The organism is Ramlibacter sp. MAHUQ-53 (assembly GCF_052600055.1).
Genome location: NZ_JBQWTS010000001.1, coordinates 587,345 through 611,310, shown reverse-complemented (window position 1 = coordinate 611,310; position 23,966 = coordinate 587,345). Strand labels below are relative to the sequence as shown.

Sequence of the window (23,966 nt, the reverse complement as noted above, 5' to 3'; positions counted from 1 at the left end):
CGCCCCATTGAGTTCACACCGAGGATCATGGACTTCGCCATCGTGCTCGCCATCGGCTTGTTCGCAGGGACCGTGGGCGGCATCGTCGGCACGGGCTCCTCGATGATCCTGATGCCGGCACTCGTCCTCGCCTGGGGACCTCTGGAGGCTGTTCCCGTGATGGCGATCGCCGCGATCCTGGGCAACCTCGGGCGTGTGATCGCATGGCGAGTCGAGGTCAACTGGCGCGCAGCCTGGATTTACTGCCTGGCCGCGATCCCCGGCGCTGCGCTGGGGGTACGGACGCTGCTCGCCGTGCCGGCCGGTGTCATCGAGTCGGCACTGGGCGTCTTCTTCCTGGGCATGGTGCCGATGCGTCGCTGGCTCGCGCACAGGCAGGTGCGTCTGTCGCTCGCTCAGCTCGCGCTGCTGTCCGGGCCGCTGGGATTCCTGACCGGCATCGTCGTGTCCACCGGGCCGCTGACGGTGCCGCTGTTCACCATGTACGGGCTGGGCAAGGGTAGCCTGCTCGGGACCGTGGCGCTCGCCTCGTTCGCGGTGTACCTCGCAAAGGTGACGACCTTCCGCGGTTTCGACGCTCTGCCTGCCACCGTGGCGATCAAGGGCCTGGTCGCCGGATCGGCGCTGATGGCGGGATCGTTCGCGGGACGGCGGGTCGTCCTGAGGCTGGCTCCGTCGACCTTCCACCTGATGATCGACGGCCTCATGGTGTTCTCGGACGGGACGCTGCTCTGGGCCGCCACCCGCTGAGCCTTCGGCGGCCTCGCCGCCGATTGCCTGCCGCCGCCGGCCACGAACCGACTGTCTTCGTCGGCTGGCAGTGGCCGATGACAGGCCTCCCTCGCGCCGATGGCTCTTGGCGTTGTGCCACTCACTGGCGCATGCTGAAGTTCAAGCCTCTCCCGGCTTCCAGTCAGGGCTGTAGCCGCCGAGTGTGGGGTGATACATCTCATCCCCATCGTGCTGCGTGAACTCCACGTTCAGGCGATCTTCCCTCAGGCCCAGGATCTCGATGCAATGGGCGCACAGCGCCTTGGCGACTTCCATGCGCAGGTCGGCAGGCCGTCCGCGGCGAATGTCGAGCATGAGCATCGCGACCTCGACGGGCTCCGCGCCGGCTTCAGGGATGCGCCAAAGGCCGCCCTCACCCAGTTCCCGAATCGCCACGCTGATTCGACGGATGTCGACCGACATGAGTCGGGCGTACGTGTCACACAGGGCCGCTGCCAATCGCTTCTTCTCCAGGACGGGGTAGTTGCGCGCGACGTCAAGCTGGAGGTACGGCATGGAGTTCTCCGGGTGTTTCAAAAACCGCTGATGGCTCAATGTATGGGAAAGCCGCCAAGGGTTCGGAATCCGGCATCGACACCGCGCGGTGCAATGCGATCCCGAGAGCGACGAGTCCGATGGCGCCCATGCAGGTCTTCCGGACACATTCAGACGCCGGTTGCGCATATCTCCAAAGGGAGGTAAGATAAAAGGGTTGCAGCAATTTTGCTTTCCCATGCTGCAAGCAGGTTCGATTCGGGCAGCGGTACCCCAAAACCGCACACCTCCACGGCGCTCCACTCCCCGGTGGCTCTCGTCGGTGGTCTGACTTCTCCCCAGGCAAGCTCCACTCAGGCGACCTTCACACGGTCGTCGTTGCCCATGCTCCGTCGCGATTCGCGATGGCATGAATCCGGGCTAAGTGCGCCCGAATATCAACCCTCTCAATGTCATCTGCTGATACCCATTCATTCGCCGCCGGCGACTTTCGAATCACACCACTGAGCCGTTCGCACGGCCCTGATCAACACACTGCGGTTCTGTCGATCCGCAGGGGCAGGGGAAGCCAGACACATGACCGTGTCTACGCCTTCAAGCCCGAGTTCGAAACGCAGGACAGCGCGCTGATGTATGCGCTTGCGCAGGGCCGCCACTGGCTGCTCAACCCCGCCTCACTGGCATAGCCCTCGGATTCAAGGGGCCCATGACCCAATGGCAGTTGCTCGCGATGCGAGGCAAGGTGGACGAAATGCTGCCTGCCTCCCGTTGCCGCGTGACGCTCGAAACCGCCAACCCCGTGCTGCGGCGCACCTGCGTTCAAACGCAAGCACTGATTTCATTCAATAACCGTTCTCAACCTGCACCCGATTTTCGGAGTGCACCTTTTCTGGAAGGCTCCAAAATGAGCAAAAAACTTTACGTCGGCAACCTCTCTTACTCGGTTCGCGACAACGATCTGCAGCAGCAGTTTTCTTCCTTTGGCCAGGTTCAATCTGCCAAGGTGATGATGGAGCGCGATACCGGGCGTTCCAAGGGCTTCGGCTTCGTCGAGATGTCCAGCAGCGAGGAGGCCGAGGCTGCCATCCGTGGCATGCATGGCCAGAACATGGGAGGCCGCGACCTGACCGTGAACATCGCGCGTCCGATGGAGGCGCGTCCTCCCCGCAGCGGCGGCCACGGCGGCGGCTATGGGGATTCGCGTCGCAGCTACTGATGCTTGACCGATGATCGAGAAGAGCCAGCGCAAGCTGGCTTTTTTTTTGAACCTTCAAGTGGCTCTGGACGCGACTCGGCAATGCCTCAGGTCCGCTCCATCCTCGACACCCGTCGTCGCTTCCCGCACTTCGAGACAGCGACGATGGACCGCAATGTCTCCTGGCTGCGGGTGCAGGCCTGCGGTCCGGCCGACTGCAATCGCTGCAAAGTGGGCATCAGTCATCCGCAATTACCTGTCCAGCGCACGACCGGCCGCCAGAGGCGGCATGTAAATTGAAAGAGCTACCGTGTTGCCCCCACGGACTGTGGGCCAAGCTGTGGATAGCCTGGCTGAAATCACGCGAGACCCGCATCCCTACTGGCTCGGAGCGCAGTGCTCAAAAAATGAGCAGCCCACGGTGACGGCATCACCCGGCCGCAGCCGGCCGCAGCCGGCCGGCTGGATGATTCCCGGCAACGAACGCTCCCGGTGCGATGGCGCACCGGCCCCTCACTAGAATCCCGAAGGAGCAAGCGCCGGGGAACTTGCATAGATCCAAAGTATTGGCCTTCGGTCCCGGCCGACTGTCGATTCCAAACCCCGAATTTCCGGGGGTATCCATGAACCTGCGATTCGTTGAAGCGTTCCACTGGGCGGTTGCACTCTCAAGCGTCACCCGCGCCGCCGAGAAGCTGCATATCACGCAGTCTGCCCTCTCGGCGCGCATCGCGGCCCTGGAGGATGAACTGGGGGTCGTGCTGCTGGATCGCCGCGAGCGCCAGTTCCGGCTCACCATTGCCGGCCAGCGATTCCACGCCTTGGCCAAGCCGCTGCTGGAGTTGCAACGCAAGCTGAAAGAGGAGATGGGCAGTGACGCCCAGCGCCCGGTAGCCCTGCGCATCGGAGCCATTGAATCGGTGGTCCACACCTGGCTGACGGGCTGGCTGCAGCAGATGCGCGAGTCGCACCCGGACTTCGCCCTCGAATTGACGGTGGAGACCTCGCCCGTGCTGGTCGACCAGGTGAACCGCGGCGTGCAGGACCTTGTCTTTTGCGCGCTGCCTGCCGTCGATGGCATGGTGCGTACGCGGGCATTGCCCTCGATGCCGATGGCCTTCATCGGCCATGCGCAGCAACACCGGCGCAGGCACTACACCCTGCAGGACCTCGCGCAGTTGGGCTTGATCACCTTCCAGCGTGGATCGCAGCCCCACCAGTCGCTGATGGAGCTGTTCCAACGCCAGGGCCTGCCGATGCCCCGTGTCCACGCCATTTCATCGATTTCGGCGATGGCACAGCTGGTGGAGGGTGGTTTTGGCGTGGCGACGCTCCCGGCATCGTCGGCGGCCCGCCTGGCGCAGCGCGCGCCGCTGCGCAGGCTCACGGTGGATGTCGAGCTCAATCCGCTGCCGCTGTATGCCAGCTACCGCGAGGACCCCAGCTCGGCCCTCACCGAGTCCGTGCTTGCGTCAGCGGTGGCCTACCTGGAATCCCTGCCCTCTGCGGCGTGATGTTCTTGTTCATCGATTTTTTCGATGAAGTCAGCGAGAAATTTTTCGTTGGATTTGCCCGGCGCCGTTTTTGACAATCGCAGAACCCAACGACAGCTGGCCTCGAGGGGAGGCCGGTAACCAGGAAACCGCCATGAAAACGCATTTCTTTCTTGCCGCTGCCCTGATGCTGGCCGGCATCACGTCCGCCTCCGCGACGGACTACCCAACCCGGCCGATCCGCATCGTCGTGCCTTACGCCGCGGGCGGCTCCACGGACGTGATCGCCCGCAGCCTGGGCGAGCGGCTCACGCAGCGTCTGGGCCAGCCCGCGATCGTCGAGAACAAGCCGGGCGCCAGCGAACAGATCGCCACGACCACGGTGACCAAGGCCGCCCCCGACGGCTACACCATCTTGCTGTCCACGCTCACGGGCCTGGCGGTCAACCCCGGCCTCTATGGCCCCAGGCTCCAGTACGACGCGCAAAAGGAATTGACCCCGGTGCTGCTGGTGGGCAGCGTGCCCAGCGTCGTCGTCGTCAACCCGGCGGTGCCGGCCAAGTCGATGGCTGAGCTGGCCAGCTACCTCAAGGCCAACCCGGGCAAGCTCAATTACGGTTCGGCCGGCAACGGCACCCCCAGCCACCTGGCCATGGAGTACTACAAGCGCCAGAACGGCGTGGATCCCGTCCACGTGGCCTACAAGGGCGGCGCTCCGGCCCTGCAGGAGCTGATGGCGGGCCAGGTGCAGATGATGATCGCGCTCGTCCCGGAAGCCATGCCCATGGTCAAGGGTGGGAAGCTGCGCGCCCTGGCCGTGACCTCCGCGCGGCGCCTGCCCGGCCAGGCGGATATTCCCACCGTGGTGGAATCCGGCGGCAAGCCGCTGGACGCTTCCTTCTGGTACGCGTTCATGGCGCCGGTCGGCACGCCCCCCGCCGTCATCGAAAAACTCAACCAGGCCCTCAATGCCATCTTGCAGGAGCCCGGGGTGCGGGCCCGGTTCGCCGACCTGAGCGTCGAGATCGCGGGCGGCACGCCGGCCAAGGTGAGCGAGTTGATCCGCTCGGATTCGGCCCGCTGGAAGAAAGTCATCGACGACGCCGGCATCAAAGTCGACTGACACCCCGATCCCGATACCGCGCCGGTACCGCTTTGCCCGAACACGAATTCCAAGCCATTTCGGCCACCACTGACCCACAGGAGCCCTCCGTGCAGACCGTTTCGCAGTTGTCGAGCGCCTCGACCGGGCTGGAGGTCCGCCTGGCCGCGCGCCAGGGCCGGCTGGCAGGGCACACCAGCGGCCTGGCCGCCGACTATGTGCAGGGCAACCTGGTGATCCTCCCGGCCGACCTGGCGTCCGACTTCCAGCGCTATTGCGAGCGCAACCCGAAGCCCTGCCCGGTGCTGGCCGTCTCGAAGCCGGGCGATCCGGCCTTGCCCCAGCTGGCGGCCGACCTGGATATCCGCAGCGACGTGCCTGCGTACCGGGTCTGGCACCATGGGGCGCTGGTGGACGAAGTCTCCAGCCTGCAGGCCCTGTGGCGCGACGACTTGGTGAGCTTCGTGCTGGGATGCTCCTTCTCGTTCGAGCATGCCCTGCTGGCCCAGGGCATTGCGCTGCGCCATGTGGCCCAGGGGCGCAACGTCGCGATGTACCGCACCGATATCCCCACGCAGCCGGCCGGCCCGTTCCAGGGCCCGATGGTGGTGTCGATGCGGCCGCTCAAGGCCGCCGATGCGGTCCGCGCCATCGAGATCACCTCGCGCATGCCGGCGGTGCACGGCGCCCCGGTCCACCTGGGCGATCCCGGCCTCATCGGGATCCAGGACCTGGATCGGCCCGACTTCGGTGACGCGGTCGAAGTACGTGACGACGAGTTGCCCGTGTTCTGGGCCTGCGGCGTCACGCCCCAGGTCGCCCTGGCCGCCGCCCTGCCGGCGCTGTGCATCACCCACGTCCCCGGCTGCATGCTGGTGACCGACCGCCTCAATCGCGACTTGGTCGCAACCTGAGCAACGAGCCTGCCTCACCTTGGCGGCCCCCACCCGGGCCGCCTGCCTCACCCAACACCCCGATCACCGTGCGCCCCGTGCTGCACGCAGGGATTCCTACGCCTTGTTGACCTGGAGCCAACTATGAACACACGTCCATCCACCCCCCTGCGCTGGCAGTTCTGGATCGACCGCGGCGGCACCTTCACCGACCTGGTGGGCCGCGCGCCCGACGGCACGCTGCACACGCTGAAGCTGCTGTCCGAAAACCCCGAGCAATACCGAGACGCCGCGGTCGAAGGCATCCGCCGCCTGCTGGGGCTAGCACCCGGTGAGGCGATCACGCCCGAGCGCGTCGAGTGCGTGAAGATGGGCACGACGGTGGCCACCAACGCGCTGCTCGAGCGCAAGGGCGACCGCACCCTGCTGGTGACCACGCGCGGCTTCCGCGACGCGCTGCGCATTGCCACCCAGGCCAGGCCCCGCCTGTTCGAGCGCCACATCCAGCTGCCCGAGCTGCTGTACGAGCGCGTGGTCGAGGCCGACGAGCGCGTGGATGCCCAGGGCGAGGAGCTCCAGCCGCTGGACCTGCGGGCCCTGCGGCCGCAGCTGCAGGCCGCCTACGACGACGGGCTGCGCGCCTGCGCCATCGTCTTCCTGCATGGCTACCGCGCTCCGGCCCACGAGCAGGCCGCCGCGGCCCTGGCCCGGGAGATCGGCTTCACCCAGGTGTCGGTGTCGCACGAGGTCAGCCCGCTGATGAAGCTGATCCCGCGGGGTGACACGACGGTGGTGGATGCCTACCTGTCCCCGATCCTGCGCCGCTACGTCGAGCAGGTCGCCTCGCAGATGCCGGGCGTGCCGCTGTTCTTCATGCAAAGCTCGGGCGGCCTGACCGAGGCCCGCCGCTTCCAGGGTAAGGACGCCATCTTGTCGGGCCCCGCCGGCGGCATCGTCGGCATGGTGCGCACCGCGCTGGCCGCCGACCACCCGAAGGTGATCGGCTTCGACATGGGCGGCACGTCCACCGACGTCTCCCACTTCGCCGGCGAGTTCGAGCGGGCGTTCGACACCGAGGTGGCGGGGGTGCGCATGCGCGCGCCGATGATGAGCATTCACACGGTGGCCGCCGGCGGCGGCTCGGTCATCCAGTTCGACGGCGCCCGCCTGCGCGTCGGTCCGGACTCCGCCGGTGCCAATCCGGGGCCGGCCAGCTACCGGCGCGGAGGCCCGCTGGCCACCACCGACGCCAACGTCATGCTGGGACGCATCCAGCCCGAGTTCTTCCCCCGCGTCTTCGGCCCCGCGGCCGACGAGCCGCTGGACCGTGATGTCGTGGCCCGGCGCTTTGGCGAGATGGCCCAGGCCATGGGCCAGGCGGCAGGCAAGCCGGTGAGTGCTGAGGAGGTCGCTGCCGGTGCCCTGCAGATTGCCGTGGGCGCCATGGCCAACGCCGTCAAGCGCATTTCGGTGGCGCGTGGCTATGACGTGACCAGCTACACGCTGCAATGCTTCGGCGGCGCCGGCGGCCAGGCCGCCTGCCTGGTGGCCGATGCGCTGGGCATGACGCGCATCCTGGCGCATCCCTTCGCCGGGGTGCTCAGCGCCTACGGCATGGGGCTGGCGGACCAGACCGCCATGCGCGAAGGCTCGGTGGAGCGCCGGCTCGATGCCGACGGCCTGGCCGCCGCCCGTGGCCTGGCCGACAAGCTGCGCGGCGAGGCATCCCACGAACTTCAGTCGCAGGGCGTCGCCCCCGATGCCCTCGAATCCGTGGCTAGGCTGCAAGTGCGCTACGAAGGGACCGACACGGCCCTGGGCTGCGCCTTGCCGGCCGCCGCCGCGGGCGAGCGGCAGGCCCTCGCCACGGTGCGCGAGGAGTTCGAGGCGGCCTACCGCCAGCGCTACGCCTTCCTGATGCCCGACCGGGCCCTGGTGATCGAGTCGGTGAGCGTCGAGTGCATCGCGGCGGGCGAGCGGCCGGCAGCTCATGGCGCCGGCGTGCCGGAAAAGGCGCACCAGCCGCAGCCCCGCGCCCAAGTGCGCATGTACTGCCTTGCCGACGAGCAGCCCGCCGGCTGGCGTGACGCGCAACTGCACGTGCGTGAATCGCTCGCCGCGGGCGCCACGATCGACGGCCCGGCGGTGATCGCCGAGAAGAACGCCACCACCGTGGTGGACCCGGGCTGGCAGGCGGTCCTGCGCGCCAACGGCGACCTGGAACTGGCCCGCATCCGCCCGCGCGCGGCGGTGCATGCCGTGGGAACCGAAGCCGATCCCGTCATGCTCGAAGTGTTCAACAACCTGTTCATGAACATCGCCGAGCAGATGGGGCTGCGCCTGCAGAACACCGCCTACTCGGTCAACATCAAGGAGCGGCTGGACTTCAGCTGCGCCGTGTTCGACTCCCAGGGCCAACTGATCGCCAACGCGCCGCACATGCCGGTGCACCTGGGCTCGATGAGCGAGTCGATCCGCTCGGTGGTCGAGCGCAACCCGGAGATGAAGCCGGGCGACGTCTATGTGCTCAACGACCCGTACCACGGGGGTACCCACCTGCCCGACATCACGGTGGTTACGCCCGTCTACCTCGACGAGGGCGAGTCCCGGCCGGCATTCTACGTTGCATCGCGCGGCCACCACGCCGACGTGGGCGGAACGACCCCAGGATCGATGCCTCCCTTCTCGAAGTCCATCGATGAAGAGGGTGTCCTGATTGACAATTTCAAGCTCGTCGAGGCTGGGCGCCTGCGGGCCGAGGAGTTGTCGGCGCTCCTGTCGTCCGGCCCTTACCCGTCGCGCAACCCGGCCCAGAACCTGGCCGACCTGCGCGCTCAGATCGCCGCCAACGAGAAAGGCGTCCAGGAACTGCGCGCGATGGTGGCCCAGTATGGCCGCGAGACCGTGGCGGCCTACATGCAGCACGTGCAGGACAACGCCGAGGAGTCCGTGCGCCGCGTCATCACGGCGCTCAAAGACGGCGAGTTCACGCTGCCCCTGGACAACGGTGCGCGGATCCGAGCGAAGGTGACGGTCCATGCCGCCACGCGGTCGGCGACCGTGGATTTCACCGGGACCAGCGCGCAGCTACCGAACAACTTCAACGCGCCCAAGGCCATCACCATGGCGGCGGTCCTTTACGTGTTCCGCACGCTGGTGGACGACACCATTCCGCTGAACGCGGGATGCCTCAAGCCCATCGAGGTGATCGTGCCCCAGGGGTGCATGCTCAATCCGGTCTACCCGGCGGCCGTTGTTGCCGGCAACGTCGAGACCTCGCAGTGCGTGACCAACGCGCTGTATGGCGCCCTGGGCGCGATGGCCAGCAGCCCCTGCACCATGAGCAACTTCACCTTCGGTGATGCGCAGCGCCAGTATTACGAGACCATCTCGGGCGGCTCGGGTGCGGGTCCGGGCTTTGACGGAACCGACGTGGTCCAGACCCACATGACCAACTCGCGGCTTACCGATCCAGAGGTGCTGGAGTTCCGCTTCCCGGTGCGCCTGGACAGCTACACCATCCGCAGCGGTTCGGGCGGGGCCGGGCGCTGGCAGGGCGGCGAGGGTGGCGAGCGCCGCATCCGATTCCTGGCCCCCATGACGGCTTCCATACTGTCCAATGGCCGCCTCCACGGGGCCTTCGGCATGGCCGGCGGCGGTGCCGGTGCCGTGGGTCGCAACCACGTGGAGCGTGCCGACGGTCGGATCGAGGAACTGGGCCACATCGGCCAGGTCGAAATGCAGCCGCAGGATGTCTTCGTCATCACCACCCCTGGCGGTGGCGGCTACGGCAAGGAGGCCTGAGCATGAACGCACCCGTACGCGCCCTGGCCAGGCCCGGCACCGAGCCCGGGCTGTCCTACCTGCCGGCGACGGCAGGCAGTCCCTGGCAGACCTACCTGGCGCAGGTGGAGCGCGTGCTGCCCTACCTGGGGCCGCTCTCGCGCTGGGCGGACACGCTGTGCCGGCCCAAGCGGGCACTGATCGTCGATGTCCCCATCGAGCTCGACGACGGCACGATCGCCCACTTCGAGGGCTACCGGGTCCAGCACAACCTGAGCCGGGGCCCCGGGAAGGGCGGTGTGCGCTACCACCCGCAGGTCACGCTCGACGAGGTGATGGCGCTGGCCGGCTGGATGTCGATCAAGAACGCGGCAGTCAACGTGCCGTTCGGAGGCGCCAAGGGCGGCATTCGCGTCGATCCCAAGCTGTTGTCCGTCAAGGAACTGGAGCGGCTGACCCGCCGCTACACCAGCGAGATCGGCCTGGTCATCGGCCCGCAGCAGGACATTCCCGCGCCCGACGTCAACACCAACGCCCAGGTCATGGCCTGGATGATGGACACCTACTCCATGAACGTGGGCGCGACCAGCACCGGCGTGGTCACCGGCAAGCCGATCCACCTGGGCGGATCGCTCGGACGCGTCAAGGCGACGGGGCGCGGCGTGTTCATCACCGGGCGGGAGGCGGCGCGCCGCATGGGCCTGGAGTTGAAGGGAGCGCGCGTTTCGGTGCAGGGCTTCGGCAATGTGGGCGGTATTGCCGCCGAACTCTTTGCCGAGGCCGGCTGCCAGGTGTGCGCGGTGCAGGACCATGCGGCCACGGTGTTCGCCGAGGCAGGACTGGACTTGCCGGCGCTCCAGGCCCACCACCGGGAAACAGGGTCGGTGGCAGGCTTCCCCGGCGCGCAGTCGGTCACCACCGAGGAGTTCTGGGACTTGCCGTGCGACATCCTGATTCCCGCGGCACTGGAAGGACAGATCACCGCCGCGCGTGCGCAGCGCCTGAAGGCCCGGCTGGTGCTCGAAGGCGCCAACGGCCCGACCTTGCCCGAAGCCGATGACGTGCTGGCCGTGCGGGGCATCCGGGTCGTCCCGGATGTGATCTGCAACGCTGGCGGCGTGACCGTGAGCTACTTTGAATGGGTCCAGGACTTCTCCAGCTTTTTCTGGAGCGAGGCCGAAATCAACGCACGGCTGGAGCAGATCATGGTCGGTGCCCTGGAGCGGATCTGGGAGACATCCGAGCAGCATCGGATTTCTTTGCGCACTGCGACGTTCGCTGTGGCATGCGAGCGCATCCTCTCCGCTCGGGCCGAGCGCGGCCTGTACCCATAGGGCACATACGGGGCTGTGGCTGAAAGCAGTCCGTTAACCCAACCAGGGCAGTGTCCGTCGCGGGCCGGATCCACACGAAGAACAACGGGAGGGCGCGGACCTCTCGTACTCGAATCCACACATGAAGCTCCTACAAGAAGCGACGCTGCGCGCGGCCGCACTGGACTACCACCGTCTTGGCAAGCCTGGAAAGCTCGAGATGGCTCCCACCAAAGCGCTGGACAGCGTTGAAGACCTCGCTCTTGCCTACTCGCCAGGGGTTGCCTACCCCTGCCTGGAGATCCAGGCTCAACCCGCCCTGGCCAATGAATACACCGCACGCGGGAATCTGGTGGGAGTCATCACCAACGGAACGGCTGTTCTGGGTTTGGGCAATATCGGCCCTCTGGCCAGCAAGCCTGTGATGGAAGGCAAGGCCTGCTTGTTCAAGAAGTTCGCCGGCGTAAACGTGTTCGACATCGAACTGGCGGAAACTGACCCTGACAAGCTGGTGGACATCATTGCGGCCCTGGAGCCGACACTGGGTGGCATCAATCTGGAGGACATCAAGGCGCCAGAGTGCTTCTACATCGAACGCAAGCTGCAGGAACGCGTTTCCATACCGGTGTTCCATGACGACCAGCACGGCACGGCCATCATCGCCGCCGCAGCACTGCTCAATGGCTGCGAGTTAGCGGGTAAGTCCCTGGGAACAATCCGGATTGCGGTCTCCGGAGCAGGCGCCGCTGCCCTTGCATGCGCCGAGATGATGCTGGAGTTGGGAGTGCGCCGGGAGAACCTCCTGTTGGTTGACTCCAAGGGTGTGATCCATTCGGGACGCAGCCAGGATCTGGATCCATCGAAAGTGCCGTTCGCACTCGAAACCAGGGCGCGCACGTTGAAGGACGCAGTTGAGGGTGCTGACGCTTTCCTCGGGTGTTCGGCCGCAGGGGTTCTGACGCCCGAGATGGTTCGCACGATGGCTCCCAATCCGATCATCCTGGCACTCGCGAACCCTGAACCGGAGATTCGCCCGGCGCTGGCGATGGCTGCGCGTGGCGACTGCATCATTGCCACAGGTCGCTCGGACTATCCGAACCAGGTCAATAACGTCCTTTGCTTTCCCTACATTTTTCGTGGTGCGCTTGATTGTGGTGCGTCCCGCATTACCCGCGAGATGAAGTTGGCCTGTGTCACCGAGTTGGCGAAATTGGCGCGCGAAGGCGAGGTTGGCGCTGAAGGGACCGGACGGGCGTTTGGTCGCCAGTACTTCATCCCGTCACCTTTTGACCGTCGCTTGCTCCCACGTTTGGCTGTGGCCGTTGCCAGCGCCGCGCAAAGAGCCGGCGTCGCCGCTCGCCCGATACCGGATCTGGTCAACTACCAGCGCACCCTGGCTGAATTGCATAGCCATCCAGGCTTGCACAAAGCGCCAGGGCCTTGACGAAACTACGAGCGATGTTCGACAAGAAACAGGAGCTGCCTTTATTGGCAACTAATCCGCGTCCTGGAGCGGTCGCTCGCAAAAAGAGGGTGACTGTCCGCTCCGGGTCGGGAGCAGGCATCGGCCAAGGTGGCCGCGAGGGACCGCTCCCGCTGCAAACCGTTCACCCGCCCACTTGATCTCCCGCAGCGCCCCGCCCGCACCCCGGCAAGCCCGCCTGCACCGCCTCCATTCAACCCTGTTGCGCCGGCGAGGCGGACTCCCGGGGCCGGGCTTCCAGCCTCGCGCGCACCAGGTTGATATTGGCTCGCAGGGCATAGAGCTCGTCGGCGTACGACAGCGGCACCGTCAGCCGCGCCACCCGCCGCTCGAGGGCGTCCAGCTCGCGCTGCACGTCGGACCGGTCGCCGGCTTCCTGGGTTGCCCGCTCCTCCAGCGCCCGCAACTGCCCGTACCAGCGGAACACCCGCGAGCGGATCCGGAACGTGTAGAGCGGCGGCACGATGCGTGACAGCGGCAGCAGGATGGCGATGATGATGCCCAGCGCCAGCCACATGCGCTCCACCAGGTTGGCCAGCCAGAACGGCAGGTAGCGTTGCAGGAAGGGGGCGCCGGACCGGATCGCCCGCTCGGCCTCGCGCGAAAGCGGGTACTCGTTCTGCTCGATGCTGGGGAAGGCCCTGGCCCGGTTGAACCAGCCCGCCGACCCGTGCAGTGAAGCAGCGGTCTGCGCGAAGAGCTGGACCAGCGCAGGATGCGTCTGCGCTCGCGCGAGCAGCGAGGTGGTGGTGGCCACCAGCCGCACATCCTGCGGCGGCAGGTCACGCGCCAGGTCGACCACCCCTCTCGGCAGCACCACCGGCGCCAGGAAGCCGAAGCGCCGGGAGTACGCCTCGCTTTGAGGCAGGTCCATCAACCGGACCCCCGGCGTCTGCAGCAGCATCTGCACCATCAACGATTCAGGCGCGGAGGCGAACACCAGGGCGTCGACCTGGCCGTCCAGGAACGCCATCGTCGCCGCGGTCTGGTCCAGTTCCGAGACCTGCAGTTCGGACGGGTCGATGCGGTTGGCCTCGAGGAGCCGGTCCATGAGCCGCGGGACGCCGCTGCCGCGGGTGCCGACGTTCAGGCGCAGGCCCTTAAGCTGGGGCAGGCCCGACAGGGTGCCCGCGGGCACGTGGCGGCGGACCGTCTGCGGCCGGTAGAACAGCCACAACGGCTCCACGAACAGGCTGCCCAGCGAGACCAGGTCGGGCGAGGTGTCGTCCCTCGCGTGGGCCGGCGCGGTGCCTCCCTGGACGAACGCCAGGTCCGCCCCGCCTTCGCGCAGGAGCCGCTCGTTGGCGAGCGAGCCCTCGCTGGGGACCAGCACGACCTCGATGCCCTGGAGCGCCAGGGCGGCGCGGTAGCGTTTGCCGAACTCCTCGTAGGCGCTTTGCGCCGGGCCGGTGGCCAGGCGCACGCGCTGGGGCGGCATGGGGTCGAGCCAGAGGTACGCCAGCACCAGCAAGGCCACACCCAGCAGCGCGAAGGGGGCGACCGAGATCAGCAGGTCCCGCGCCGACAGCAGCCTGTAGCGGATGCGGGATGACCTGTCTGCCTCGCTCATGGCGCTCCTGCTCGTTGGGCCCGATGCGGGGATTGTCTCAAAGGCGGCATGCGGCGACGACCGCCCTGCGCCGGCGTCCCCGCGGTCGGCCGGGCCGGCCCGTGTCGGCACCGGCCCTCGCCGGCAGGCCGGCCCGTACACTCCTTGCGGGCCTGGCGCGCCCGAGCCCCCGCGACCTGCCCCACCGCCGCAGACTGGAGCCACCATGAAGATCATCGTCTCGACCGTCGTCCCCGCGCCGTTGCACGCCGTGTGGGCCGCGTACACCACGCCGGAAGACATCAAGGCCTGGAACACGGCCTCCCCCGACTGGCACACGACTGCGGCGACGGTGGACCTGCGGCCCGGCGGCAGTTTCAGCTCCCGCATGGAGGCCAAGGACGGCTCCTTCGGCTTCGACTTCGCGGGCCAGTACACCCGCATCGTCCACCTCGAGCTGATCGAGTACGTCTTCGGCGATCGCACCGGCAAGGTGGAATTCAAGGACGGTGCGGATGGTGTCACCGTCACCGTCACGTTCGACGCCGAACGGACGCACTCCGAGGAGCAGCAGCGAACCGGATGGCAAGCGATCCTGGACAGCTTCCGCCGCCACGTCATCGGGAAGCTGGCCCTGGAATGACGAGGACCGCGGGGCCGGACGAGGCCGGTCCGCGGCCCCCGAAACGCCCGCGCATGAACGCTCCGCCCCTGCCTCGCCGCGCCACCTGCGGGCACTGCCTGCGCCCGCAGTCGACCTGCCTGTGCGCGCTGGCGCGGCCGACGCCCCACCGCACCGAGGTCCTGGTGCTCCAGCACCCGCAGGAGCAGCGCCAGGCGAAGAACAGCGTGGCGCTGCTGCGCCTGTCGCTGGCGCAGTGCGAGGTGGTCGTCGGGGAGCGCTTCGCCCCCGAGGTGCTGCAGGCCCTGCTGCATCGGCCGGGGCGCGAGACCCGGCTGCTGTACCCCGACGTCCCGGCCGCGCCGGCGCCGCCGGCCGCGGCGGTCCCCGCGGCGCCCGTGCGGCTCGTGGTGATCGACGCCACGTGGCGCAAGAGCCTGCGGATGCTGCTGGAGCATCCGGCGCTGGCGGCGCTGCCGCGGCTGTCCCTGGAGGCGCCGGCGCCGACCTGCTACCGCGCGATCCGCGCCGCGCGCCGGGCGGACCAGGTCTCGACGCTGGAGGCCACCGTGCAGGCGCTGGCCCTGCTCGAGGGGCCGGCCTTCGAGTCCGCGCCGCTGCTCGATGCGTTCGGCCGATTCGTCGCGGGCGTGGCGGCCCGGCAGCAGCCCCCGGCGGAACGGCATCACGGCCCGTAAAGTGCCCGCCCTGCATCACGCCGGACCGGCTCCGGCGGACTGCAAATGGATTGAATTGCCGCCGGTCATGAAATACTTTTTGTGACGTGCTTTCCCTGAAGAGGCGATTCATGGAAAAGTTCGCAATCTGCCGGCGGGCCATCATGCGCGCCCGCATACCGGCCGCCGCTCTCGCCGGAGCGATCTGGCTCGCAGCCTCGGACCCGCCCGGTGCACGACTTCCGGTTGCCGACGCCGCCAGCGCCAGCCCCCCCCAGCCCTTGGCCCTGGCCCCGCCGGCGCCCGCCGCCGCCAGCACGGCGGGTCCGCCCGATGGGGTTTACGACTCCGCCGTGTCGAACCTGACGACGGGAGAGGGGCCGTTTCCCCTGGCGTGCGAAAAGGAGGGGGATGAAATCACCGTCTCCTTCCTGGATGGCGACCATTTCACCGTTGATGGCGATGGGTACGCGGCGAGGGACGCGGAACAATGGACCGTGGAGCTCGACCCCGAATCGCATCGCCCACTCCAGTGAACGAGGGGCCGGCATTCCTTGCCACCCCGGCAAGGCCACTTCCCCGCCCGGATGCGGCCCCCGGACGCGGCCGATAAACTCCCCACCTTCCCCCCAGCGCTGCGTTCTCCCGGCATGCCCCTGCCCGTCCCGACCGTCTCCACCCTCCTGACTGCCCTGCGCCGCCCCTTCGCCCTCCTGGGCGTGGCGGCCCTGGCTGCCTGCGGCAGCACGCCGCCCGCCGGCGCACCTTCGGGCGCGGTGACCGCGGCACCGGCGCAGGCCGCTGCCCCGTCTTCGCCCTCCGTCAAGATCGGCATCGCCCTGGGTGGCGGCGCGGCCAAGGGCTTCGCGCACATCGGCGTCATCAAGATGCTGGAGGCCAATGGCCTGGCGCCCGCCGTGGTGGCCGGCACCAGCGCCGGCAGCGTGGTCGGCGCCCTCTACGCCAGCGGCATGAACGCGTTCGAGCTGCAGGAGAAGGCCGTCGCGCTCGACGAGGCGAAGATCCGCGACCTGCAGCTGTCCTCCGGCGGGCTGCTGCTCGGGCAGAAGCTCGAGGACTACGTGAACGAGCAGGTGCGCCGCCAGCCGCTGGAGCGGCTCGCCAAGCCCTTCGTGGCCGTGGCGACGCGCCTGGAGGACGGCGAGCGCACGGTCTTCGCCCGCGGCAACACCGGCCAGGCCGTGCGGGCCTCCAGCAGCGTGCCGGGCGTGTTCCAGCCCGTCACCATCGGCCGGTACCACTTCGTCGATGGCGGCGTCGTCAGCCCGGTGCCCGTCGACGCGGCCCGCGAGCTGGGCGCGGACCTGGTGGTCGCGGTCGACATCTCCAGCAAGGCCCGCGGCCAGACGCCCTCCGGCATGCTGGGCACGCTCAGCCAGTCCATCGCGATCATGGGACAGCGGCTCGGCCAGGCCGAACTGGCCCGGGCCGACGTCATCGTGCGCCCGCAGGTCCTGGACATCGGCGGCGCCGATTTCACCCAGCGTGCCAGCGCCATCCTGGAGGGCGAGAAGGCCGCCCTGGCGGCCATGCCCCAGATCCGCGAGCGCATCGCGCAGCTGCAGGCCGCGCGCGAGCAGGCCACCCGCCTCGCCAGGCAGAAGGAGGCCGAGGCGCAGCGCCAGGCCTGCCTGGAGCAGCGCTCGCGCCTGCAGAAGCTGGCCGGCATGGCGGGCCTGGACGGCGCCTGCCCGGCGCCCTGAGCCCCGGCTCCCTGCCCGGGGTCGCCGGGCGCCGGCGCCCTTCCCGTCGCCCTCCCGGGCCGCCCGCGCGGGTCACTCAATTCCTGATCAGATTGGGTAGGATCTATCCGACGCGGGAGCCGCTCGCCACCATTTGCTTGTAAAGTTCGGTAGGAAATATGTTTCAGATTGAAACATGACGATCTACCATGTTCTAGGTACCAGGTTTCACGGCGCAACAGGGCCGTCGACGGCAGGCGCCGCGGTCGCCTTGGCCGCAAGCGCCTGCTCGGGCTCCGCCTTCGCCGCGGAGACCGGGCCGCTGCAGCCGACCGTCCAGACCGCCACGCACCTCCTGATCTGGCTGTGCCAGCTCCTGATCATCGGGCTGACCCCGATCTCCTGGGGCCACCTGCGCGAGGCGGAGGACCGGGCCACCCGGCTGTGGTTCGCCGGCCTGTGCGTCATCACCTTCAGCAGCCTGGTCCTGGGTTTCGTGCAGCGCGCCAACGGCATCACCGGCAGCACGATGGTCGCCGGCACGTGGCTGTTCGTGGAGGCGATGCGGCGGGAAGCCGGCCGGCCGCCGGCCCGGTGGCGGTGGGTGGCGCCGCCGCTGGCGGCACTGCTGCTGGCCTACGCCGCCATCGAGTGGCGGGGGCTGTACGGCTCGGCCGGCGTCATCCTGACCTCGGTGGCACTGGTCGTCCTCGAGACGGCGCTGGTGTACCAGATCTACACCGTGGGCCGGCCGCTGCGCAGCCGCGGCCTGGTGATGGTCGGCGCGGGGATCCTGCCGGTGGCCTTCGTCAACCTGGCCCGGCTGGTCAGTGTCCTGGCCGAGGGGCAGTCGCAACCGATGTTCGCCCCCAACCCGTTTTCGACCTCGATCGTTCTCGCCTACACGATCTTTTCCATCCTGACAACGGTCGGCTTCCTGGCCTACCGGCTGGAGAAGGCCCACCATCGCAGCATGATCGAGCTGGAGGAGGCGACCCGCCGGCAGCTCGCGGAGCAGAAGCAGCACGAGGAAGAACTCCGGCGCGCCAAGGAGACCGCCGAGTCCCTGAACCGCACGCTGGAGGCGGCCAACCAGCGCCTGGCCCAGGTGGCCATCGTCGACAACCTGACCGGGCTGTGGAACCGCCGGCACTTCGACGACGTGGTCGTCGCGGAGATGGCCAAGGCCGACCGTCACGAGCTGCCGCTGTCGCTGGTGCTCCTTGACGTCGACCATTTCAAGCAGATCAACGACACCCACGGCCACATGGCCGGCGACCGCGTCCTCGTCGAACTGAGCATGGTTGCCCAGCACGTGATCCGCAAGTCGGACCTGCTGTTTCGCTGGGGGGGCGAGGAGTTCCTGCTCCTGCTGCCCAACACCGGCCTGGCCGGCGCCTACGCGGTGGCGGAGAAGCTGCGGGCCTCGTTCGCCGAGCACGCGATCCCGGGCGTGGGCGTGGTGACGGCCAGCTTCGGCGTCGTCGCCCATGAACCCCGGCAGTCCCTGGACGCCCTGATGCGCCGCGCCGACCGCGCCATGTACGAGGCCAAGGGCGGCGGGCGCAACGTGGTGAAGGCGGCGGCCTGAGGGCGGGCCGGCCCTCAGCGCTGGACCTTGACGGTCTTGACCGCCGGCATCGCCGGGGCGGGCTGCGCAACGCCGAACGCGGGCCAGAGGTCGTTCTCGCCGTCCTGGCGCTCGCGCACCTCGCGCCAGGCCGGTTCAAAGGCGCCCTCCTGCAGCACCCGCAGGTTCTTCTGCAGGCAGGTGCGCAGTGCCTGCACCGCCTGGCCCTTGGCGCCGCCCGGGGCGAAGGGGCGCGTCACCAGCAGGTTGGGGCTGGCCAGGAAGTCGAAGTTGAAGGTGTCGATGTTGTCGTAGTTCTTGCGCACCAGCTGGTAGGGCGCCTTCACCGGCAGGTCGAAGGGCAGGAGCATCAGGCGGTCCGCGCGGCCCAGGCGCTGCACCGGGCCATTGGGCCAGCCGCTGGTGGTGAGCATGGCCGCGGCCTGGCCCGACTTCACCAGCTGCAGGGCCTGTTCGTCGGTCTCCACGTCCTTGAACACGAGGCCGAGGTCATGCTGGCGATCGAGCAGCCGGCCCAGGGACCGGGCCGAGCCGACGGCCGCCACCGGCAGCCCCTGGAGGTCCGTGAAGCGGGTGATCGGCTTGTTCACCCAGCGGTGGTCCACCGGCAGCCACCAGCGCGGGTGGCCGTCCTGGCGGGCCACCAGGTGCAGCAGGTTGGCGTTCATCGGCTGCACCATCTGCAGCTGGCCGATGGCCTCATCCGAGGTCCTGAGCTCGCGCAGCGTGTCGAGCTGCACGAAGCCGAGGTCCGCCCGGTTGGCGGCCAGGGTCGTGAGGTTCTGCAGGCCGCCTTCGCTGGTCACCTCGGTCATGGCCACCTGCGCGCCGCACACCGACTGGACGTCGGCGAAGACGCGGGAAAAGCCCTTGCCCTTGGCGCCGGTGGCGATGCGCAGGATGCGGTTCGCATCGGCCGCGGCGGGCAGGGCGGCTGCGGCAGGCGGGCCGGACGGCGCAGGCTGGGCGTGCGCGCCGGCGGCCAGCCCGAGGGCCAGGGTGATCGCCGCGGCCATCGGGAGCTTCGGGCTCAGGGGATTCGTGTTCATGTCTCGTTTCCTTTCCATGGTTCGGGGTTGGGGATTCACAGGCCGGTGGTGCCGCTGCGCGGCGCACCCGGCTGGGGGGCGGGGGAGGTGAGGGCGCCCACCAGGGCGACCACGGCGAGGACGGCGAGCACGACCTGCGCGCAGCGGCGGAAGCGTTGCCAGAAGTTCATGACGCGCTCCCGGTGCGCAGGGTGGGCAGTTCGAGGGCGTCCATGCGCGAGAGGCTGTCCGGCTCCAGCAGCCGGCGCGTGGGGCCGTCCACGCTGGACATCTGCACGTCCAGCTCGGCGAAGACGCTGTTGAAACGCTCCTGCACGGCGCTCAGCGCGGTGTCGGTGAGCAGGTCCTGCACCAGGGCGTCGGCGGCGCGCGGGTCGAGCATGGCCGTCGCCTCGTCGATGGCCAGGGCGATGCGCCACTCGCTCTCCTTGCGCTCGATCGCCGCGCGGAAATCGTCCAGGGCGGCCTGTGCCTGCTGCAGGCGGGCGATGTTCAGCGCGTGGAACTGCTGCAGCCGCGCCAGTGCCTTTTCCTGCCGGTCCAGCGCGTGCTGCGGGTCGTGGTGGCGGCGCTGCGCCAGCATCTGCGAGATCGTCTCGACCTGGCCGCCCACCACCACCAGCGCATCGCGGAACGCCTTGAGGCGCTGTGCGCGCCGCAGCAGCTCGTTCTGCAGCTGCTCGATCGGGTTGCGCCGGGCCTCGGCCTTGCGGGCGGCCAGCAGCCGGTTCTCCAGGCGCTGCCCCAGCCAGGGCAGGGCCTGGACGGCGGCATAGGCCAGGCCCAGCAGCAGGCCGGTGACCACCAGTCCCAGGCCGCCGGCGGCGGCCAGCCAGAGGACAGGCGCGAACAGGGCCAGCAGCCCCACGCCGCCGGCGACCGCGGCCCATCGCAGCCACGGGATCGCGGGCGATGCGGGGGATCTCGTCAAACTTGTCATGTCGTTTCTCCTGGAGTGATGAACGTGCGGGCAAAGGCTCTCCCCGCGGCACGGGGCGTGCCGCTCGCGAGGGCGGTGGGGGGAAGGGCGCCGGCGGGCGCGCGGGGTCAGGGCGGCGGCGCGCCGGCGCGGCGGAAGGCGGCCGCCAGCTGCGGGTCGATCCAGCCGCGCGTGGCGGCATCGACCGGGGCCAGCGCCTCACGCCACTGGCGCAGCTGCAGCGGCGAGGGCGTGAACATCGTCACCCGGCCGCTGGCGGCGATGCGCTCCAGCGCCTGGTGGTTCTCGGCCTCGGCGATCTGGTTGGCGAAGCGCGTGGCCTCGCGCAGGGCCGCCTGCAGGTGCTGGCGGATGTCATCGGGCAGCCGCTCCCAGAAGCGGCGGTTGGTGAGGACGGCATAGGCCAGGTAGCCATGCCGGGTCACGCTCAGGTGGGATTGCGCCTCGTGCAGGCGCTGGCTGTGGATGTTGCTCGGCACGTTCTCCTGGCCATCGAGCTGGCCGGTGCGCAGGGACTCGAACACGTTGGCCAGGGGCGAGACCGAGACCTGCGCGCCGAGTGTCCGCATCTGTTCGACCAGGGTACGCGAGGCCTGCACCCGCACCTTCAGCCCGCGCACGTCGCCCGGGCCGTGGATCGGCCGGTTGGCGGTGAAGACCTTGAAGCCGTTGTCCCAGTAGCACAGGCCCTGCAGGCCCAGCGGCGCCAGCCGCTGCAGCAGGCCGGCGCCCAGCGCTCCGTCGGCCACCGCGCGGAAAGCCGCCTGGTCGCGGAACAGGAAGGGCAGGTCGAAGACCTCGAAGTCGCCGATGCCCAGCGCGGAGAGCTTGGACAGCGACGGGGCGAGCATCTGCACCGCCCCCATGCGCAGCGCCTCGAGTTCCTCGCGGTCCTTGTACAGGGTGCTGTCCGGATGCACCTCGACCCGTACGCGGCCGCCGGTGCGCGCCTCGGCCAGCGCCTTGAAGTACAGCGCGGCCCGGCCCTTGGCGGTGTCCGCGGACACCACGTGGCTGAACTCGACCAGGATCGGCCGGGCGCGGCTGGCGCCGTGGCTCGAGGGCGCCAGCGCGCCGGCGCAGGCGGCGGCGCCGGCCCGCAGCAGCTGGCGGCGGCGGCGGGTGTCGATGCGGGGGCTGGAGGCGGACATGGCGTCGGCGTGGTGTTAGTCGGATTGACTACAGTCTAGGGGCAGGGCCCGGCGCGGCCAGTGTGGGGTTCCACAGGTGTGGGTTTCCACACCTCGGCGCATGCCCGGGGCGGCGGCGCCCCCGCCGCTCCCTAGAATGGCCCGTGGCCTTCCTCCGCGCCCCCCTGCCGCTCGAGCCGTCCGCCGCCAACGCGGGCTGGCGGCGCGCGCTGTGGCTGCTGCCGCTGCTGACCGCGGCCGGCTTCGCCCTCCTGGTGGTGGCCTGGGCCCATGGCATCGATGCCGACGAACGCGAGGCCTTCCGCCGCACGCTGGAGGCCGACGTGGCCAGCGTCGAGGCGCAGCTGCTGGCGCGCCAGGATGCCGAGCGCGCCCGCCTGCGCGAGATCAGTGACCGCCTCGCTGGCCCGGGCGCCGCCTCCGATGCCGCGCTCGCGGCGGTGCCGGGCGTGGCGGCCGGCCTGCAGCGCCTGTGGAACCGGGTGGTGTGGCTGGACGCCGACCAGCAGGTGCTGGCGCGGGCCGAGCGCCGCGGCGGCCCGGACGGCGCCGCGCGCCCCGACCTCCTGATCCGCACGCGGGGGCAGGCGCAGCACCTGCGCGTGGAGGTGCCGGGTGCGGGCGCCGCGGGCTCCGGCTGGCTGCTGGCGCGCTACGAACTCTCCGACCTGCTCGGGAGCACCGACTGGGTCTGGCTGAACCGCCGCTACGAGGTCGAATTCCTCTCCGAGCTGCGCGAGGTGATCGCCACCACCGCCGGCCGCCACGGCGTGCCCTCTCAGGTGGCCTTCGAGCGCCGGCTCGCGGGCACCGGCGATGTCTCGGTGGTGCTGCGCCCGTTCCAGGTGCCGCTGCCCTGGTGGCAGCGCACCCAGACCGTGCTGCTGCTGGCGGGCCTGCTGGTGCTGGGCGCGGCCGGCTCGTGGCTGCTGCGGGGCCAGATGCAGCGGGTCCAGCGCGCGGTCGTGAGCGCCCGCCACGAGGCGGCGTGGCGGCAGTCCATGGAGGATTCGGCCCTGGTGGGCCTGCGCGCCCGCGACCTGGAGGGGCGCATCCTGTACGTCAACCGCACGCTGTGCGAGATGGTGGGCTACACCCGCGAGGAGCTGGTGGGCCTGGTGCCACCGCTGCCGTTCTGGCCGGCCGACGCGATCGACGCGATGATGGCGCGCAACCTCGACACGCTGGCCGGCGGCGCGCCCGCCAGCGGCTACGAGACCCGCTGGATCCACCGCGATGGCGGGCCGCTGGACGTGATGATCTTCGAGTCGCGCCTGTTCAACTCCGAAGGCGAGCATGTCGGCTGGATGGGGTCCATCGTCGACATCAGCGCGCGCAAGCAGCTCGAGGAGCGCGAACGCCGGCATGTCGAACAGGTCGCCCAGCATGCGCGCCTGAACGACCTGGGGCTGCTCGCGTCCGAGCTCGCCCACGAGCTGAACCAGCCGCTCACCGCGGTCATGGGCTACAGCGCCGGCCTGCTCAAATGGGTCCGCACCCATGCGGGCGGCGAATCGGCGGTGGTCGAGGCGGCGATGCAGGTGCAGGAGCAGGCGCGCCGCGCCGGCGACATCGTCCACTGGATCCGGCGCCAGACCCAGCGCAAGGACCCGCAGCGCAGGCCGGAGGACCTCAACGCCGTGGTCCGCGCCGTGTGCGACCTGCGGGCCGCCGCGATCCGGCGCCAGGGCGTGGCCCTCACCTGCGAGCTGGCGCCCGGCCTGCCCCCGGTGTCCATGGAGCGGGTGGGGATCGAGCAGGTGCTCACCAACCTGCTTCGCAATGCGGCTGACGCGCTGGCTGGCCAGCCCGGCCCGCGCCAGGTGGCCGTGCGCACCGGCGCCGGGGACGTGGCGGGCGGCGAGGGCGGCGAGGGCGGCGAGGGCGGCGCGGCCTGGGTGGAGGTGGCCGACAACGGCCCGGGCGTGCAGGGCCTCAGCCTGGAGGCGCTGTGCGCGCCGTTCTACACCACCAAGGACAAGTCGACCTCCCTGGGCCTGGGGCTGGGGATCTGCCGCGAGATCGTCGAGGCCCATGGCGGCGCGCTGTCGCTGGCGGCGGCGCCCGAGGGCGGCGCGCTGTTCCGGTTCACCCTTCCCGCCGCGCCTTCCGCGCCGTCCGCGCCTGCGGCAGCGGCCCCACCTCCCGCGAGCTGA

The 23,966-nt window shown here is 69.4% G+C and carries 19 protein-coding genes and 1 pseudogene; 14 read left to right on the top strand and 6 right to left on the bottom strand.

From position 1 onward, the window contains the following. The first annotated feature begins 27 nt into the window (after positions 1-27). Positions 28-750, top strand: coding sequence for a TSUP family transporter (locus tag ACT80S_RS02745; RefSeq protein WP_377412283.1), 723 nt, complete (start codon positions 28-30; stop codon positions 748-750). 141 nt (positions 751-891) lie between these two features. Here ACT80S_RS02745 and ACT80S_RS02740 read toward each other — a convergent pair whose 3' ends face one another. Beyond that, positions 892-1,287, bottom strand: coding sequence for a tautomerase family protein (locus tag ACT80S_RS02740; RefSeq protein WP_377412281.1), 396 nt, complete (start codon positions 1,285-1,287; stop codon positions 892-894). 883 nt (positions 1,288-2,170) lie between these two features. Here ACT80S_RS02740 and ACT80S_RS02735 point away from each other — a divergent pair. From ACT80S_RS02735 to ACT80S_RS02705, 7 genes and pseudogenes are all read left to right on the top strand, one after another. Then, positions 2,171-2,482 carry an RNA recognition motif domain-containing protein gene (locus tag ACT80S_RS02735; RefSeq protein WP_377412632.1) on the top strand — a complete coding sequence of 104 codons (312 nt, stop codon included), beginning with the start codon at positions 2,171-2,173 and terminating at the stop codon, positions 2,480-2,482. A 602-nt stretch (positions 2,483-3,084) separates the two neighbouring features. Further along, positions 3,085-3,975, top strand: coding sequence for a LysR family transcriptional regulator (locus tag ACT80S_RS02730; RefSeq protein WP_377412278.1), 891 nt, complete (start codon positions 3,085-3,087; stop codon positions 3,973-3,975). Positions 3,976-4,108: 133 nt separating this feature from the next. After that, the gene (locus ACT80S_RS02725) at positions 4,109-5,077 is read left to right on the top strand and encodes a Bug family tripartite tricarboxylate transporter substrate binding protein (protein WP_377412276.1); all 969 of its coding nucleotides are present in this window, start codon (positions 4,109-4,111) and stop codon (positions 5,075-5,077) included. A gap of 89 nt (positions 5,078-5,166) precedes the next feature. Beyond that, complete coding sequence (locus tag ACT80S_RS02720; protein ID WP_377412274.1) at positions 5,167-5,970, top strand: putative hydro-lyase; 804 nt, start codon at positions 5,167-5,169, stop codon at positions 5,968-5,970. A gap of 123 nt (positions 5,971-6,093) precedes the next feature. After that, positions 6,094-9,753, top strand: coding sequence for a hydantoinase B/oxoprolinase family protein (locus ACT80S_RS02715; RefSeq protein WP_377412272.1), 3,660 nt, complete (start codon positions 6,094-6,096; stop codon positions 9,751-9,753). Between the two features lie 2 nt (positions 9,754-9,755). Beyond that, positions 9,756-11,066, top strand: a complete 1,311-nt coding sequence (locus ACT80S_RS02710) for a Glu/Leu/Phe/Val family dehydrogenase (RefSeq protein WP_377412270.1) — start codon at positions 9,756-9,758, stop codon at positions 11,064-11,066. 121 nt (positions 11,067-11,187) lie between these two features. Further along, a pseudogene (locus ACT80S_RS02705) lies at positions 11,188-12,480 on the top strand (malic enzyme-like NAD(P)-binding protein); the annotation flags it as partial. A gap of 241 nt (positions 12,481-12,721) precedes the next feature. Here the strand turns inward: ACT80S_RS02705 and ACT80S_RS02700 are convergent. Beyond that, complete coding sequence (locus ACT80S_RS02700; RefSeq protein ID WP_377412268.1) at positions 12,722-14,098, bottom strand: TAXI family TRAP transporter solute-binding subunit; 1,377 nt, start codon at positions 14,096-14,098, stop codon at positions 12,722-12,724. Between the two features lie 205 nt (positions 14,099-14,303). Here ACT80S_RS02700 and ACT80S_RS02695 point away from each other — a divergent pair, with 205 nt between their 5' ends. The 5 genes from ACT80S_RS02695 (at position 14,304) to ACT80S_RS02675 (ending at position 18,670) form a co-directional block, all read left to right on the top strand. Then, positions 14,304-14,720 carry an SRPBCC domain-containing protein gene (locus ACT80S_RS02695; RefSeq protein WP_377412266.1) on the top strand — a complete coding sequence of 139 codons (417 nt, stop codon included), beginning with the start codon at positions 14,304-14,306 and terminating at the stop codon, positions 14,718-14,720. Between the two features lie 53 nt (positions 14,721-14,773). After that, positions 14,774-15,397 carry a tRNA-uridine aminocarboxypropyltransferase gene (locus ACT80S_RS02690; RefSeq protein WP_377412264.1) on the top strand — a complete coding sequence of 208 codons (624 nt, stop codon included), beginning with the start codon at positions 14,774-14,776 and terminating at the stop codon, positions 15,395-15,397. 110 nt (positions 15,398-15,507) lie between these two features. After that, a complete protein-coding gene (locus tag ACT80S_RS02685) occupies positions 15,508-15,912 on the top strand; it encodes a hypothetical protein (protein ID WP_377412262.1) in 405 nt (134 codons plus the stop codon). A 114-nt stretch (positions 15,913-16,026) separates the two neighbouring features. Further along, the gene (locus tag ACT80S_RS02680) at positions 16,027-17,100 is read left to right on the top strand and encodes a patatin-like phospholipase family protein (RefSeq protein ID WP_377412258.1); all 1,074 of its coding nucleotides are present in this window, start codon (positions 16,027-16,029) and stop codon (positions 17,098-17,100) included. Positions 17,101-17,350: 250 nt separating this feature from the next. Next, a complete protein-coding gene (locus tag ACT80S_RS02675; protein WP_377412256.1) occupies positions 17,351-18,670 on the top strand; it encodes a GGDEF domain-containing protein in 1,320 nt (439 codons plus the stop codon). 14 nt (positions 18,671-18,684) lie between these two features. Here ACT80S_RS02675 and ACT80S_RS02670 read toward each other — a convergent pair whose 3' ends face one another. From ACT80S_RS02670 to ACT80S_RS02655, 4 genes are all read right to left on the bottom strand, one after another. Further along, positions 18,685-19,719, bottom strand: a complete 1,035-nt coding sequence (locus ACT80S_RS02670) for a hypothetical protein (RefSeq protein WP_377412254.1) — start codon at positions 19,717-19,719, stop codon at positions 18,685-18,687. Positions 19,720-19,754: 35 nt separating this feature from the next. Continuing rightward, positions 19,755-19,889 (bottom strand): hypothetical protein, encoded by a 135-nt coding sequence (locus ACT80S_RS02665; RefSeq protein ID WP_377412252.1) that lies wholly within the window; start codon positions 19,887-19,889, stop codon positions 19,755-19,757. Beyond that, complete coding sequence (locus tag ACT80S_RS02660; protein WP_377412250.1) at positions 19,886-20,659, bottom strand: hypothetical protein; 774 nt, start codon at positions 20,657-20,659, stop codon at positions 19,886-19,888. The genes ACT80S_RS02665 and ACT80S_RS02660 overlap by 4 nt, the downstream gene beginning before the upstream one ends. A gap of 107 nt (positions 20,660-20,766) precedes the next feature. Beyond that, positions 20,767-21,810, bottom strand: a complete 1,044-nt coding sequence (locus tag ACT80S_RS02655) for a DctP family TRAP transporter solute-binding subunit (protein ID WP_377412248.1) — start codon at positions 21,808-21,810, stop codon at positions 20,767-20,769. A 143-nt stretch (positions 21,811-21,953) separates the two neighbouring features. On the opposite strand from ACT80S_RS02655, the gene ACT80S_RS02650 reads away from it, so the two are divergent. Then, positions 21,954-23,966 carry a sensor histidine kinase gene (locus ACT80S_RS02650; protein WP_377412246.1) on the top strand — a complete coding sequence of 671 codons (2,013 nt, stop codon included), beginning with the start codon at positions 21,954-21,956 and terminating at the stop codon, positions 23,964-23,966.